The organism is Vibrio sp. 10N.247.310.17 (assembly GCF_041466605.1).
Taxonomy (GTDB): Bacteria; Pseudomonadota; Gammaproteobacteria; order Enterobacterales; family Vibrionaceae; genus Vibrio; species Vibrio tasmaniensis_A.
Map to the genome: position 1 here is coordinate 14,057 of NZ_JBFSTC010000076.1, position 13,811 is coordinate 27,867.

Below are 13,811 nucleotides of genomic sequence, written 5' to 3' on the forward strand. Positions count from 1 at the left end.
CATGGAAATGATAATCAGTATCATTTAAATTAAATCAACAGAAAGACACCCCGATATTAAAAGGTTTAGTGATTATGCAAGATGCAATGAACTGGTTAGCGAGAGACCCAGACCCAAGAACTCGTGAAGAGCTTCAATACCTTATCGATGAGGGAATGCACGACGAACTTGAAGACCGCTTTATTCAACGATTAGAATTCGGAACAGCGGGACTGCGCGGCAAAGTCGGATGCGGCCCAAATAGAATGAACCGCTTGGTCATACAAGAAACGGCCACAGGCCTTGGCCACTATTTAATTGAACATGTCGCAAATGCCTCTATGCGCGGTGTAGTGGTTGGCTACGACGGCCGTTTAGATTCAAAGCAATTCGCGATTGATACAGCTTCTGTACTCACAGCTTTAGGTATTAAGGTTTACCTAACTTCGAATGTTGCAGCGACACCTATCGTTGCCTTTGGTATTGAGCACTTCAACGCGGCAGCAGCGGTTGTAGTGACGGCGAGCCACAACCCGCCGGAGTACAATGGCTTCAAAGTGTACTGGGAGAATGGCGCTCAAATCATTCCCCCTCATGATGCAGGCATTGCTGCTGAAATAGACATCGCATCGACCAAGCCCATCCCATTGATGAGCCTTAGTGACGCTGAAACACAAGGTAAGTTGGTATGGTTAACTGAAGGCTATTATCAAACGTACCGCGCTGCGATCAACCAGAGCCCACACGTGAGTAAAGAGATCGAATCGGCGAACACCACCATCACCTATACCGCTATGCATGGTGTCGGTGCACAAATGGCGGAAGATCTACTTCATGATTCTGGTTTCCATAAGGTGTTCAGTGTTGCCGAACAGAGAGAACCAGATGGTCACTTCCCAACCGTAAACTTCCCCAACCCGGAAGAAAAAGGCGCGATGGATCTTGTGGTTAACTTAGCAAAAAGTGTCGATGCCGACATCGCTTGCGCTAATGACCCAGATGCAGACCGATTTGCGGTTGCCGTTCGAACCGATGATAAAGTCAGAACTGAAGATGCTTCCTATAAAATGCTCACGGGTGACCAAGTGGGTGTGTTATTCGCGCACTACTTGCTATCAAAGCCACACACTAAAAACCAGTTAGTTGGTAACAGTATCGTATCTTCAACTCTACTTGAGAAAGTGGCTAATTCTCACGGTGCGACTTACTTCCAAACACTGACTGGCTTTAAATGGTTAGCGAATATTGGCATGCAATTAGAAGATGAGATAAACGAGTTCTTGTTCGCCTATGAAGAAGCGTTAGGCTACACAATTGGTACTCAGGTACGAGACAAAGATGGGCTGTCTGCTATCGTCGTGTTTGCTCAACTGGTTGAGGAGTTAAAATCTCAAGGGCGAACCGTTTGGGATCTTCTCGCTCAAATTTCATTTGAACATGGGGTTCATACCAACGCGCAACGAAGTATTGCCCTAGACCCAGATTCACCATCGATTGGTTCTAAACTCCGCTCGGCACAACCAAAAGTAATAAACGGTGTCGCTATCTCTGTGATTGAAGACCTGCAGTCTTCTTTGCGCTTTATTGTCGGTGGGGCTACCGAGGCGATTAACCTGCCAGCAAGTGACGTACTCATCTATCATCTCGAGGATGGTTCACGCATTATCGTAAGACCTTCAGGAACAGAACCAAAAGTTAAGGTTTATTATGAGACGGTAACAAAGTTCGAAGGGACAGAAACCTATGACGATACTCGCAAGCGCGGTGAAGAGTACATGGATAGGCTCATCGAACAACACCAGAAAGAGTTGAACTCTTAGAACATCATTCTTTCAAAACATCAGTTCAATGAAGTGCAATATGTAACTGATAGACATAAAAAATGGACGCTCGAAGCGTCCATTTTTGTATCGGCGGCTAACCCCGATAAACTGTTTGAGTTACAGTCTACGAGGTAAAGAAGGAAGACAACATCCACACCGCTAACACGATGAAAACTCCGCCCATCACTTTTTGCTGATAGGTGCGAAACTTTGCATTTTCTACCAAAGATTTACCAATAGTGCCCACTAACGCCACAAGTAAAAAGTTGAACGTCAAACCTAGCACATTCAGCAATAAACCCAGAACGAGCATCTGCTCGCCCGAAGTCGCTTCAATACTCGTCGATACAAACTGCGGTAAGAACATCACGAAGAAAACCAACGCTTTAGGATTAAGCAGGTTACTAATAAGTGCTCGTTGGTAGTACGCTTTTGCAGCACGGTTGTCGCTTAACTCAGGCGCATTACCCTGTTCTGTTCGAAGACAATCCCAACCCATCTTTAATAAGTATGCACCGCCTAATAGATGAAGGGCTTTTAAAGCCACTGGACTCATCGCAATCAATGCTGAAACGCCCATTGCTGCCAATACTGTCAGGATAATTCCAGAAGTCGCATTACCTAAGCTCGCAAACACACCGACTTTACGGCCATAGCTCATGCTTGAGCTTGCGATGAGTAACATATCAGGGCCTGGTAAAAGGAGAAGAGCTACAACGGCCGTCAGGTAAACAGGTAGGATGGTTAAATCGATCATGGGTTTCAGTATTGATAAAAATGGAGGCGAATTTTATATCAAATACTAACGCCCTTCCAGATGCAATCAGTTGCTAGGTGTTAAATCAATCGAATTAAACACCATTAATAAACAGTAAAACCAATTTATTAACTAAATACAAAAGACTAATTAACGTGCTACCCACTCGATCTCAATCACAGTGGTTTCACCACACTTTAGGCGCCCAAGGAAAATATCACCTTGATGTACCTCTCCAACACCTTTCGGAGTGCCCGTCATCACAACATCACCGTCTAGCAAAGTCGTATAAGAAGATAACTCTTCGAGGATGGTCTCTGGGGAATAAAGCATCTGTTCAACATGCCCTTTTTGAACGCGGACACAGTTAATAAATAACTCTAAGTTTAAGTCAGAGAGGTCCAAGTTATCTATGGGAACAAAGCGGCTAAAAACAGCAGAACCATCAAAAGCTTTAGCACGCTCCCAAGGCAGACCTTTCGCCTTCAAACTACTTTGTAACTCGCGTTTGGTAAGGTCTAAACCTAGCCCCACGGCAGAGTATTCACCGTTTTCAACAATGAAGCAGATTTCAGCTTCATAATGTAACGTTTCTTGATGGAAAGATGATAGAGAAGACGTAACGCTAGTGCTCGGCTTATTAAACACCACCATAGAGTCAGGGATAACATTATTAAGCTCTTCGATGTGATCAACATAATTGCGCCCAATACACAGTACTTTGCTGGGTGTTGCTGTTCGTTTCGAATTCATCAATTGCTCCTGATCTACAACGCTGCTCATAGTTTGTCCCTAAACTGTTTTTTTGGAGCGCAGAGTTTACCGCATCATTAAAAGAGAATCTTCGACAAGATGGTTATCAATATCTAAATTCTGATCTTTAGCTCAATTAAACGATTTAAATACTTTTATCCGAAGATCGCGACGTATAAGAACTGATGACAAGAGCCATAGCTACGTAGATGAAATGAATGGCTGGGTAACATGAAGGAAAAGCTAAAACAGATGCGTATAGAACGAAAGCAGCCCTCTCAAACCAAAAGGCTTCAGAGGGCTTAGCATGGTGTCTAGGACAGTATCCGAAAAGGTAAATTTAAGGAGTAAACACTATGCATAATAGTGGTCAAACTCAATGAGTCGCGACTTATAGGTAGAAACGAGCACCAATAGTCCACTTGTCGTCAGTTTTTCTGTTGTCTGCATCGTTTAGATCAAACTGATAGCCAGTGTAGCCAACAACATTACTCGTAAAGTTGTATTCAGCTTGTAGAGCTAGCTCTTCACGGTCAGTTTGTGTTGCCGCGCCTTTCGTCGCTTCGCCTTCAACAACTTCGTAGTTAACGCTTAAGTTTAAGCTGTTCGCTAAAGCGTAAGCCGCTAGCAATTCATATGCATCACTTTCTTCAAGGCCTACGTTCATGTTTTCGTTTGAAGCGTAGATACCTGCTAGGTATAAACCTGAACCGTAAGAACCGTATGCAGCAGAAACTAGGTGAGATTCAGCCGTCTTAGAAACACCACCCTCTTTGAAGTCACCAGTGTTGAAGGCATAACCCAATTTAACACCAGCGATTGAGTAACCAAGAGTCGCTTGAATACGGTCATCGTAAGACACCGTTGAACGAGTAGTAACAACAACACCACCAAGAACGTTTTCAGTGTCAGTCGTTACGTCATTGCTGCCCTGCCAACCTAGACCAAAGCTAAGCTCACCCGCTTCACCAAAATCAAATCCGTTGCGGTAACTTGCCATTTTGTCTGCACGACCAGTACCTAGTGCACCGTGGTTGTCGTATAAGAAATCGTTCGCGAAAGCGATCGGCATATCAGTAGCTGAAGCTACATCGTAGTATGGCGCCCACTGCGTACCTGCAACAGCACGACCTAGCTCATCATGAGTTAAACCTACGTAACCAAGACGAGTAGTAAACGATTCATCACCACCGTTTAGGTAGTTAAGCGCCCATTCGCCTTTAGCGTCAGCTGTGAAGCCATTGCCTAATTCTTGCGTAGCATTAAAGTTGATGCGTGGTGAGTTTGTACCAACATCCGTATCGCCTTTCTCTGAACCATTCAGGTTTACAGAAACGTGACCACCAACAGAGAAGGCTGTACCGTCTTCGTTATAAAGCTCTACCGCAACTGCCTGTGTACCAAATACTGCACCAGAAATTGCTAGCGCTAAAAGTTTCTTATTCATTGTCATATCCATTTGTAACTGGGAGAGTGATTCCATAACAACCTCGTGCTTACGGAGAGGTTGTTACCTGCATTTAACAAGTGGGAAAACACTAATATACGACTGACAAAAAAGTTGCATTAAAATATATAAAATAAAAAAAATCGCGCTATAAAAACAAAAAATACCATTAAAAACAAACCATTAAAAACAAACCTCAAGCTAATTTTTGGTATATTTTGATATAAAAAACCTTCAATTTTTTGATTTTCCAATCATAAAAACAGCATTAGACACTTAGGCTACAAACGACTTTCCAGACCATTCTGCGACATACTATTAACTTAGAAACATCCTGTAACATAATGAGCCGTGCTGAAATATTTAGCCTTGTGAAACAATTCCCAATTTGAACTAGGAAAAGTTGCTTTATTGAAAGTTCACTAGAGAAAATACAAAAAAAAAGGGCAACCAATCCGTGACTGGTTGCCCTAATACAAGTTAGTACATTCTTATTTGAAGCAAACCTCAGCCCAACGTGCTAGGCCTGAGGTTACGGAACCAAAATAGTTACCACTCACAATTGGCACATTCGGTACGGCTTGTTGTACTGCTTCTCGAAGAATAGGAGAACGGGCTGAACCACCCGTCATATAGATGACATCTGGCTTTTTCTGACCTTGTTGAATCGCTTCTTTGACCAATTCAATCATCTTAGATTTTGGCGTTTCAATCGCTTCAATCATCTGCTCAACGGAGATATCCACTTCAATCAGATCTGATGCAACATTGATTGCTGTTCGATATTGGGAGGATTCTGCCAATGCAATCTTGGCTTCTTCCGCCCGACGCACAATGCTGTAACCTAAAGTATCGTGATAGACCTTCATTAAACGGTCTAACTTTTGAGGCTCTGAAGCTTCTTTACGAAGTAACTTTAACGCGGCTAGGTTTTCCCTTGAATAGAAGTTTTTTTGAGCTTCTACATTGTTTATCGCAATTGGATTCCAGAATTGAGTCAACGGCATATCGATACCCGAAATACCCTTACTACCCATACCGAAAGGTGACATCAATTGTTTGAAGGCAAGGTAAATATCAAGATCATTACCCCCAACCCTTTGTCCACTGTGTGCTAACAAGCTTTGGGTGCGGTTCGCTTTACCAGACCAACTTGGCCCCATTTCTAACAATGAGCAATCGGTGGTACCACCACCAATATCGACAACTAATACCGTTTGGTTCTCAGTCAGAGTACTTTCGTAATCAAGGCCTGCAGCGACCGGTTCAAACTGAAAAGCGATATCAAGGAAACCTGCACGTTTGGCTGCACGTGAGAGTATATCTTCGGCTTGTCGGTTTGCTTCTTCACCACCACGACCGTGGAAGTTAATTGGTCGCCCAATAACAGCTTGTTTGATCGGCTCTTGAGTCGTGATTTCAGCTTGATGCTTGATATTCGCCATCATGGCGCACACTAAATCTTCGAAGAAACTCACCTGAACATCATGCAATCCACTGGCACCAAGGAAAGACTTAGGGGACTTAACATAATAAACGTCACGAGGGTCTTCCAAATAAAGGTCCAATGCAGCCTGACCAAATGCCATGTCTTCTGGCACTAGGTCGATACTCTCTTCTCGGCTCAGAGCGATAGCACGTCGCAACACCTGCTCACCAATCGCATCACTCGGTTTGATATTCAAATGGCGAAATAGGTGCTCAGAAACGCTCTCACGAGTAGGTGCAAATACCGTTGAGGGAATATAATGGTTGCTACCTTCTAATGGTAACAGGCTTGGTTCTCCATCAACCATCGCCGCGACAGAACAGTTCGCTGTTCCATAATCAAACCCAATAAACATAATATCCCCCACTCAACAAAAGGGGCGAGATGCTACATGAAAAGCCTTTAAATTACGAGGTCATTTGTCGATTTTACTTAGGGTCTGTTGACCTTTCGTGGTTAAATTTTTGTTCGAGATAGAATCGTTTTAGGCGCGGCAAGATGTATGTAGCCTAGTCATTCTAAGTAAATACATCTTAACAAAGTATAAAACGATTCTAACCGAACCCTTCGGGCAGCCTTTGTGGTTCATTTCTACTGTGTTATCGGCTTCTCATGTAGGCTAGCTACACTTCAAAGCCTCTGCCTTGTAGAAATTTCCCACAAAGTGCTGCAAAAATCAGCTCGAAAGATCAACAGACCCTTGTGTTTTTGGTTTGATGACTCTTAAAAAGGAAACAAATATGCTACATTTCAGCCCAAATGAATCATGGGTTAGATAGATGAAAACACCTTGCCGAGCGGCTTGTAAAAATAATGGCGGAATGTGCAGTGGCTGCTTTCGAACAATGGATGAAATTATAGGTTGGAAAGGCTTATCTGAAGACGAACGAACGTCAGTCATGGATAACCTTAGTGGCGAGAGTTCGACTCACCAATGTCCGCAGTGTCATGAGCCAGCTCAATGCGATATTAGTGCGGGTAAAGAGACGTGTTGGTGTTTTGAGTTAGAGAAGCGTGATACTAGCAACATTCCAAAAACTGGTGCGTGCATGTGCCGTAAATGCCTGTCTGCCTTGCCTATTCAGTAGCTTACGAACCTAGTCAAGAGTTTTCATACATAATCAACAGCTTGCAAACATAATCAATAGCTTACAAAGCTACTCAGCAGCTTATGAGCCTGTTCATCATATACAAAAAAGCGAGAGGTTGTTCTCTCGCTTCAAGATACGACATTAAGTTTCGACCTACTACTTACTACTTACTACTTACTAATAGTTATCTAGTTAGTGGTTACTTCGATTTTGCAATCAGCGCAGGCTGAGAAAACTGTACTCCGCTCCAGCCATGAGTCATGAAGTTACGAATATTTTGATGGTCAGTGTTGTCTGGAAAACCTAATACGTCATTACGATAAAATTGACCAAAACAAGCAAGTGTTTGCTCTGCAGATAGACCTTGCTCTAAACCAAAAGCAAAAATCTTACACGAACCATTATTCTGCCCAGCGGCATTCACTACATCGCCATTACGAAATTCACTCTCAGCAAAATCATAATGAGCTTCTATCACTTGTATTGTGTCTTCAAATTGCACGCTTTCTGGGGTATCAGCCAGAGTATCCAATAAGGTTTGCAGTTCCATTTAATATTTCTCCATCAAGTACATATCTGAAGCAGTGTATCTTGTTTTGCAGCAAGAGTAAGCCGTTGTTTCCTTGAATCAGTGACTCACTTTCTAGCTTCGACTTAATGCTGAGTATCATCCCAGTACAGTTGTTTGAAATGAACAAAAGCTTTGTGCAACGACGCTTCTTTTATCGGTTTTACGATCACATAATTTGCTCCAGCAGCCATGAACCTTTCTCTTGTTGACTCTTGAGCATCGGCAGTACACGCATAAATCGGAGCTGTTACGCCAATTTGCTCTCTTAGTTGCTGAGTGGTTTCAATTCCACCCAGATTAGGGAGTTGATTATCCATTAAGATAAGATCGTAAACCGTGCTTTTTGCTAGCTCTATCGCTTCCAAGCCACCTTTTGCCCAAGTAACCACCATCCCATACTTTTTGCAAAATGCCTGTGCGATAAAGGCGTTGGTGTGATTATCTTCCACTAGCAGCACTTTCAACGAACGACTAAACAATGCCTCAGGCTCCATGTGGGCTTGTTTCTTAACGTCGGCTAACAGAGGCTTGGAGTGTAACTCCACTGGGATTTCTATAATGAACTCAGACCCCTGATCTTTAACGCTTCGGACTTGAATGTCTCCCTCCAGCATATCGACAAGGTTCTTTACAATCGTGAGCCCAAGTCCTGAACCGCCATACTCCCGAGTCGTCGTTTCTTCTGCTTGAACAAAAGGTTCAAAAATAGCATCGATCTTACTCTCATCAATACCGATGCCACTGTCTTTTACTCGAACAATCAAGCTAGCGTAATCAGTATTCAAGATACTTTCGATTTCAAAACTGACGGAAATACTGCCTTGATGAGTGAACTTAAGGGCATTGCTCAGTAAATTAAACATGATCTGGTTCAAGCGAACCTGGTCGGTGTTTATTTCGATCTCATCAACCAAGTGATTCACAATGGTAAACTCGACGGATTTATCCTCACAAAGTGGGCGATAGATGCTATCTAAGGTGTTAACCAACTCGCCTAGAAGGAAATCTTTCTTCTGAATATTGAATTGTCCCTGCTCTATCTTAGAGAAGTCCAAAATATCGTTTAGTACCGCCAGTAGATGTTCTGCACTATGGCAAAGTACATCAACCTGATCGCGGTTATCTTCACTGTGTATTGAACGTTTAAGCAACTGAGAGACACCGAGGATACCATTCAGTGGCGTACGAATTTCGTGACTCATTTTAGCGAGGAAGTCTGCACGCACACTTGCAAGATGCTCTGCCTCTTCACGCGCTCGATCTGCCTGTCTTTCTGCTTCTATAAGTTTAGTAATATCTTGACCTTGTACCACCACACCGCTGATGCCGTGTTCAACACGGATTGCAGACATGTTCCAGCGAAAAACCTTCTCGCCGATTGGCACGTTAATGCCCGTTAGTTTAGAGCCTTGAACCACCATCTGGATATTCGGCAACATACGGAGCTCAAACTCTCGAGCCATTGCACCATAGTTATCATCTTCATCAAATAGCGCCATACGAGCCGCTGGGTTCATCTGAATTAAGTCACCTTTTTCGGACCAAACCAAAATTGGCGAATGCGCAAAATTAAACAGATCTTGAAATTTTTGGTGTTGCTCAGATAAGCGCTCAAAAGTATCTTCCAACGTGCAGCCAATGTGGTGAAATTCGAAAATATTTGAACCATCAAACTTGCTGAACTCTTCATTGCCACTTGCAGAGCGAGTGAACTCCATTAACTTATCAAGTTCTGCCGCGACTCTTCTTTGAATCCAAGCTCGCGCAAGGAAAGACATGATGATGATCACCACAATCATAACAATGATGGTACGTTCATAATTGTCTTCGAGTGCAATGAGGTTAGTGTTTTTCTGGATCGCGCGAATGGTTAGAGGAGTTTCAACAGCATTGATCTTAATGGTTGCAATAGTGACGAAATGACGAGGTAGTTGCTCATACGTTTTATAACTGAGGACGTCTTTTATCGTATAGCTTTCGTCGCCACTGAATGTCGATGTCACAGGAGTACCATGCGCTTCAATGACGATATTTTCGCAATTACTGCCTTGCTGGATAGATTCAGCCAATGGAAAGTTGTTGTCTAGAACAATAGCAACATAAAGCTGCCCTAGAACTTCACCAGTCTTGTTATCAACAATAGGCGTTCGTCGAGCCAACAAATGACGCTTACCGATATCCGTAGTCAGCTGGATGAAGTGCCAGTTACTGCTAAAAGCGACCTCATCAGAAATATGTTTTAAACTGGATTCATCCAAACCATAGAACTGACCATTGCCATCTTCCCAAGCCAAACCGTTATAAGTAGAAACAAAGCGTAAGTCGGGAGCATGATCAGGCTCACGTTGGTCAACACCATAAAAAAAGTAGCTCAGAGCCTCTTCATTGTTGGTATCAAAATACTCCCGTAAAGTTTCACTGTGTGAGCTACTGTCTTGATGGATTTGCAGCACTGACAATCGATAATCGAACATGTTTTGGATCAAGCTAGAAGTTTGCTTAACCGTTCTATTCGTCTCTTGCTTAACGATCCTACTGCTTGTTTCGTAGTTATGAATAAGCACGCCAAGTGCCATCACGCCTATCACTAAAATAATGATACGCGTAATTAATTTGGCTAAAGTGTTCTTTGGTGTAATGGCGTAGCTTTTTTTCATTATTGGTCTGAGTACCTAAATGCTCGCTGCTTAAGTTCTAAAATACGATCTGGAGAATCCTCTTTAGTCACAATTTCAAACTCACCTGAATAAACGGTAGGAACTTCCAACCCTGTAAGATCCCATTTAATCGCCTCTGCCATCGCAATACCCGTATCATCATTCATGCGCATGACCGTAACATCTAAGTCACCCCTTGCTATAGCTTCCAATTCTGCAGAGCCGCCTCCCCAGCCATTCACTAATACATCTCGACCAGATTCTCGAATAGCTTCTGCTGCGCCCAGAGCAATATCAGTTGCACATGCATAAATAAAGTTTAGATCCTTATCGTTAGCTAGGCTGATTTTAGCTGCTTGGTAACCGCTCTCTTTATTTGACTTAGTGTAAAAGGACGACTTAAGAGCAAAGTTAGTATCAGAATTCACATCATGGATAAAGGTATCTCCACGAGCATCACTAATATAACCTTCAGAACGATATAACACAGAATACTTGCTGTCCGGTTCACTCACTTGTTTGAAGTAATCCGCTAGCTTTAAACTCCCCGTCATATGGTCGAAACCCACGTACATGAATGGCTGCCTATCGGCCCACGCACGTACTGGTGTGGTAATATTTTGCAAAATCAACTTGGTGTCCGTTGAGCTCAACACATGTTCAATAAACTTACGGTGTCGCGTCGTCTCTAACGTAAAAATCAAATAATCCGTTTTATTTTCAATCGCTTCTTGCAAAGAGATACTCTGCTGAGAGGGGTTAGCATTATCACGAGTAAAAACCTGATTTATTTGATAATTAATTCTCAATTTATCTAGGCGTTTCTCAAAGGCTTGGATATTACGAACCCAATAATCAGAGATCTGTTGCCCAGGGTACACAACTGAAATGGTGATAGGTTCATCCTGAACTTGCCTCAATGGCATAGGGGGATTTTGCACAGCTTCAACCATTTTATCGGTCAATGCTTTTTGCTCTGGAAATTTGGTGAGGTAATCCTGATATTCCCAATAGCCATTCAGCACGTGGGTACCGTGGGAGAGAGCAGACGCAGAAAACACGGCAACTCCCAATAATATAAGTAAACGTTTCATATTTTTCTCGTTTTATATGAGCTACTTTGGCTCATTTTTTAACCTAGCATGACACCATCTCTTTGTATGGCTGAAAGATATTATGTAGGACAACGAGGATAAATGATAGCGTCTAATACTAATTGGTATGCCATTCTAAATGTGCAGTGTGTAAATTTGGAACAGAGATTAAGATTAATGAGTCCTAAGATAAAAACAACTCAATTAAAAACAAAAATACCACTATTTAATCAATAACTTAAAAGATCCCCTTGCAACAATTCACGCGACTAACATTCGGCCGAGAATTAGAATTCTAACGATGAGTTACGATACTGGAATATACTGAATTTTGTCTTGTTGCCACTCAATGATTAGTTTGAGTGATACTAATTTTTCCTTACGAGATTTGGGTAATTGTTTGATCGCGTATTCGGTTTTTAACGCCTCACTTTTTGACCCAACACCAATACTCCAAACCAACTTAAGTGGGCCTTTACCTTTTAAGGCTTTTGCACCTTTGCCCGTTTGATGTTGTTCGAATCGACGTTCTAAGTTATTCGTCACTCCACAATAAAGAGCATTGTGTCGATTGCGGATCAAATACACGACCCAATCCGCATTTTTGTCAGATTCCGACATTTAAAGCAGTGATTCAACCAGAGCCTTAAGCTCTGCCACTTCTTCACGTAGGCTCGCGACTTCTGATTCAAGTTCTTCAAACTTTTCACTGGATGCAGATGATGAAACAGCGCTTACTGATGCCGTCGCAAACGCTTCAATGTCTACTTCGCCGCTCAGTAAGTGTTGGTAGCGTGATTCTCGTTTACCCGCTTCTCGTGGTAACTTCACGACTAACGCACCCGCTTCTCTTGCCGCGAGTTTTTCGAGTATTGATTCAACCTCTTTCACATCGCTAAAGTTTGCAAGACGACCAGTTCGAGTACGAAGCTCACCTGGGGTTTGGGCCCCACGAAGCAGCATGCAGCAGATGATTGCACGCTCTTGCTCTGTAAATTGCAGATCACCAAATTCAGTGTTGCAGAAACGGTGCTGATACTTATTAACTCGGCTGTTGAAGCTGCTTTCATCGCTCACCATACGACGTCCGATCAAACCATCAACCGCATCTAAAACGTCTGACTCAGACAGAGAGAGCACAGGTTCACGGTTACTCTTTTGATTACAAGCCGTTGTTAAACTATTTAGTGTCAGTGGGTAATGATCTGGAGTAGTCACTTCTTTCTCGATCAAACAACCGATAATTCTCGCTTCAATTGGGGAAAGTACTGTGTTCATCGTTTTTCCTTTTTATTATTTTGATAATTCCATCTCAACATTTAACAATGCAGCCAGTTATGGCTAATGCTCAGACAAAATCGGTACTCGTTTCTTTCTGCCTTGTTCATCAATCATTATGATCTTAGAACGATTTAGCTCTATTTCCACGACTTCCAAATTAGTGCGCTCTTGTACATACGCATCACGAAGCTTATTTTGTTCTGCCGAAGATTCAACGACATCGTCGCCCAAATCTTCTGTTTCCAATTGTTGTTGATTCATTTCACATGTCGTATCAATGCAGTATCTAAATGGGATACTAACTTGAACGGTAAGATAAAAACAATCGTACGTTAGAGAGAGTGACGAATAATTAAACAACCTTACTTTTGCTTTGATCTAAATACTGTTACATCATCAATTGATGTGCTTTAATCAGAACCAGACAACGTATTTGACGATTAGGAAAAGGAATCTATGAGCAGCGTATTTGAAATTGTTAACCAAGCACGACGTAAGAACAAACTTAAGCGTGAACTTTTAGACAACGAAAAGAAAGTTCGTGACAACCGCAAGCGTGTCGACCTTCTTGATAACCTACTTGATTACATCAAGCCAGAGATGACTCACGACGAGATCCTAGGCATTATCAAAAACATGAAAGCTGACTACGAAGACCGCGTTGATGATCACATCATCAAGAGTGCAGAGATCTCTAAAGCTCGTCGCGACATCAGCCGTCGTATTCGTGAACTAACAGAAGAAGACAAGCAAACTCAAGGTAAGAAGTAATCTAACCTAACGAATTTACTTGTATAGTAACCCACTCTTTGTAGTTAACACTGATCATTTAAGCATTTTCCTGATCAGTTGAACGATCCTACAGATGG

At 42.5% G+C, this 13,811-nt stretch carries 13 protein-coding genes; 3 read left to right on the forward strand and 10 right to left on the reverse strand.

The window, feature by feature from the left end:
- Positions 1–74 precede the first annotated feature (74 nt).
- Positions 75–1,799: a phospho-sugar mutase gene (locus tag AB6D80_RS18360; RefSeq protein WP_372189226.1), complete on the forward strand. Its 1,725-nt coding sequence runs from the start codon at positions 75–77 to the stop codon at positions 1,797–1,799.
- 127 nt (positions 1,800–1,926) lie between these two features.
- Here the strand turns inward: AB6D80_RS18360 and AB6D80_RS18365 are convergent, their stop codons facing one another.
- The 4 genes from AB6D80_RS18365 to yegD form a co-directional block, all read right to left on the reverse strand.
- Complete coding sequence (locus AB6D80_RS18365; RefSeq protein ID WP_009845666.1) at positions 1,927–2,559, reverse strand: LysE family translocator; 633 nt, start codon at positions 2,557–2,559, stop codon at positions 1,927–1,929.
- Positions 2,560–2,709: 150 nt separating this feature from the next.
- Positions 2,710–3,342 carry a fumarylacetoacetate hydrolase family protein gene (locus AB6D80_RS18370; protein WP_135441879.1) on the reverse strand — a complete coding sequence of 211 codons (633 nt, stop codon included), beginning with the start codon at positions 3,340–3,342 and terminating at the stop codon, positions 2,710–2,712.
- A gap of 361 nt (positions 3,343–3,703) precedes the next feature.
- Positions 3,704–4,759: a porin gene (locus AB6D80_RS18375; RefSeq protein WP_017097026.1), complete on the reverse strand. Its 1,056-nt coding sequence runs from the start codon at positions 4,757–4,759 to the stop codon at positions 3,704–3,706.
- A 491-nt stretch (positions 4,760–5,250) separates the two neighbouring features.
- Positions 5,251–6,603: a molecular chaperone gene (gene yegD / locus AB6D80_RS18380; RefSeq protein WP_372065793.1), complete on the reverse strand. Its 1,353-nt coding sequence runs from the start codon at positions 6,601–6,603 to the stop codon at positions 5,251–5,253.
- Between the two features lie 424 nt (positions 6,604–7,027).
- On the opposite strand from yegD, the gene AB6D80_RS18385 reads away from it, so the two are divergent.
- Positions 7,028–7,336 carry a DUF1289 domain-containing protein gene (locus AB6D80_RS18385; RefSeq protein WP_009845670.1) on the forward strand — a complete coding sequence of 103 codons (309 nt, stop codon included), beginning with the start codon at positions 7,028–7,030 and terminating at the stop codon, positions 7,334–7,336.
- A 202-nt stretch (positions 7,337–7,538) separates the two neighbouring features.
- Here AB6D80_RS18385 and AB6D80_RS18390 read toward each other — a convergent pair whose 3' ends face one another.
- The 6 genes from AB6D80_RS18390 to AB6D80_RS18415 form a co-directional block, all read right to left on the reverse strand.
- Complete coding sequence (locus AB6D80_RS18390) at positions 7,539–7,889, reverse strand: HopJ type III effector protein (protein WP_372064374.1); 351 nt, start codon at positions 7,887–7,889, stop codon at positions 7,539–7,541.
- Positions 7,890–7,993: 104 nt separating this feature from the next.
- Complete coding sequence (gene luxQ, locus AB6D80_RS18395) at positions 7,994–10,567, reverse strand: quorum-sensing autoinducer 2 sensor kinase/phosphatase LuxQ (RefSeq protein ID WP_372189228.1); 2,574 nt, start codon at positions 10,565–10,567, stop codon at positions 7,994–7,996.
- The gene (locus AB6D80_RS18400; RefSeq protein WP_371702639.1) at positions 10,567–11,661 is read right to left on the reverse strand and encodes a substrate-binding domain-containing protein; all 1,095 of its coding nucleotides are present in this window, start codon (positions 11,659–11,661) and stop codon (positions 10,567–10,569) included. The genes luxQ and AB6D80_RS18400 overlap by 1 nt, the downstream gene beginning before the upstream one ends.
- Positions 11,662–11,967: 306 nt before the next feature.
- Positions 11,968–12,282, reverse strand: a complete 315-nt coding sequence (locus AB6D80_RS18405; protein ID WP_009845674.1) for a GIY-YIG nuclease family protein — start codon at positions 12,280–12,282, stop codon at positions 11,968–11,970.
- Positions 12,283–12,939 (reverse strand): YceH family protein, encoded by a 657-nt coding sequence (locus AB6D80_RS18410; RefSeq protein ID WP_017100949.1) that lies wholly within the window; start codon positions 12,937–12,939, stop codon positions 12,283–12,285.
- Positions 12,940–13,002: 63 nt separating this feature from the next.
- Positions 13,003–13,203: a hypothetical protein gene (locus AB6D80_RS18415; RefSeq protein ID WP_009845676.1), complete on the reverse strand. Its 201-nt coding sequence runs from the start codon at positions 13,201–13,203 to the stop codon at positions 13,003–13,005.
- Between the two features lie 195 nt (positions 13,204–13,398).
- On the opposite strand from AB6D80_RS18415, the gene AB6D80_RS18420 reads away from it, so the two are divergent.
- A complete protein-coding gene (locus AB6D80_RS18420; RefSeq protein WP_004730049.1) occupies positions 13,399–13,713 on the forward strand; it encodes a DUF496 family protein in 315 nt (104 codons plus the stop codon).
- Positions 13,714–13,811: the final 98 nt, after the last annotated feature.

Coding starts and splice junctions, on each gene's coding strand:
- AB6D80_RS18360 (WP_372189226.1), top strand. CDS start 75: ATGCAAGATGCAATGAACTGGTTAGCGAGAGACCCAGACCCAAGAACT.
- AB6D80_RS18365 (WP_009845666.1), bottom strand. CDS start 2,559: ATGATCGATTTAACCATCCTACCTGTTTACCTGACGGCCGTTGTAGCT.
- AB6D80_RS18370 (WP_135441879.1), bottom strand. CDS start 3,342: ATGAGCAGCGTTGTAGATCAGGAGCAATTGATGAATTCGAAACGAACA.
- AB6D80_RS18375 (WP_017097026.1), bottom strand. CDS start 4,759: ATGAATAAGAAACTTTTAGCGCTAGCAATTTCTGGTGCAGTATTTGGT.
- yegD (WP_372065793.1), bottom strand. CDS start 6,603: ATGTTTATTGGGTTTGATTATGGAACAGCGAACTGTTCTGTCGCGGCG.
- AB6D80_RS18385 (WP_009845670.1), top strand. CDS start 7,028: ATGAAAACACCTTGCCGAGCGGCTTGTAAAAATAATGGCGGAATGTGC.
- AB6D80_RS18390 (WP_372064374.1), bottom strand. CDS start 7,889: ATGGAACTGCAAACCTTATTGGATACTCTGGCTGATACCCCAGAAAGC.
- luxQ (WP_372189228.1), bottom strand. CDS start 10,567: ATGAAAAAAAGCTACGCCATTACACCAAAGAACACTTTAGCCAAATTA.
- AB6D80_RS18400 (WP_371702639.1), bottom strand. CDS start 11,661: ATGAAACGTTTACTTATATTATTGGGAGTTGCCGTGTTTTCTGCGTCT.
- AB6D80_RS18405 (WP_009845674.1), bottom strand. CDS start 12,282: ATGTCGGAATCTGACAAAAATGCGGATTGGGTCGTGTATTTGATCCGC.
- AB6D80_RS18410 (WP_017100949.1), bottom strand. CDS start 12,939: ATGAACACAGTACTTTCCCCAATTGAAGCGAGAATTATCGGTTGTTTG.
- AB6D80_RS18415 (WP_009845676.1), bottom strand. CDS start 13,203: ATGAATCAACAACAATTGGAAACAGAAGATTTGGGCGACGATGTCGTT.
- AB6D80_RS18420 (WP_004730049.1), top strand. CDS start 13,399: ATGAGCAGCGTATTTGAAATTGTTAACCAAGCACGACGTAAGAACAAA.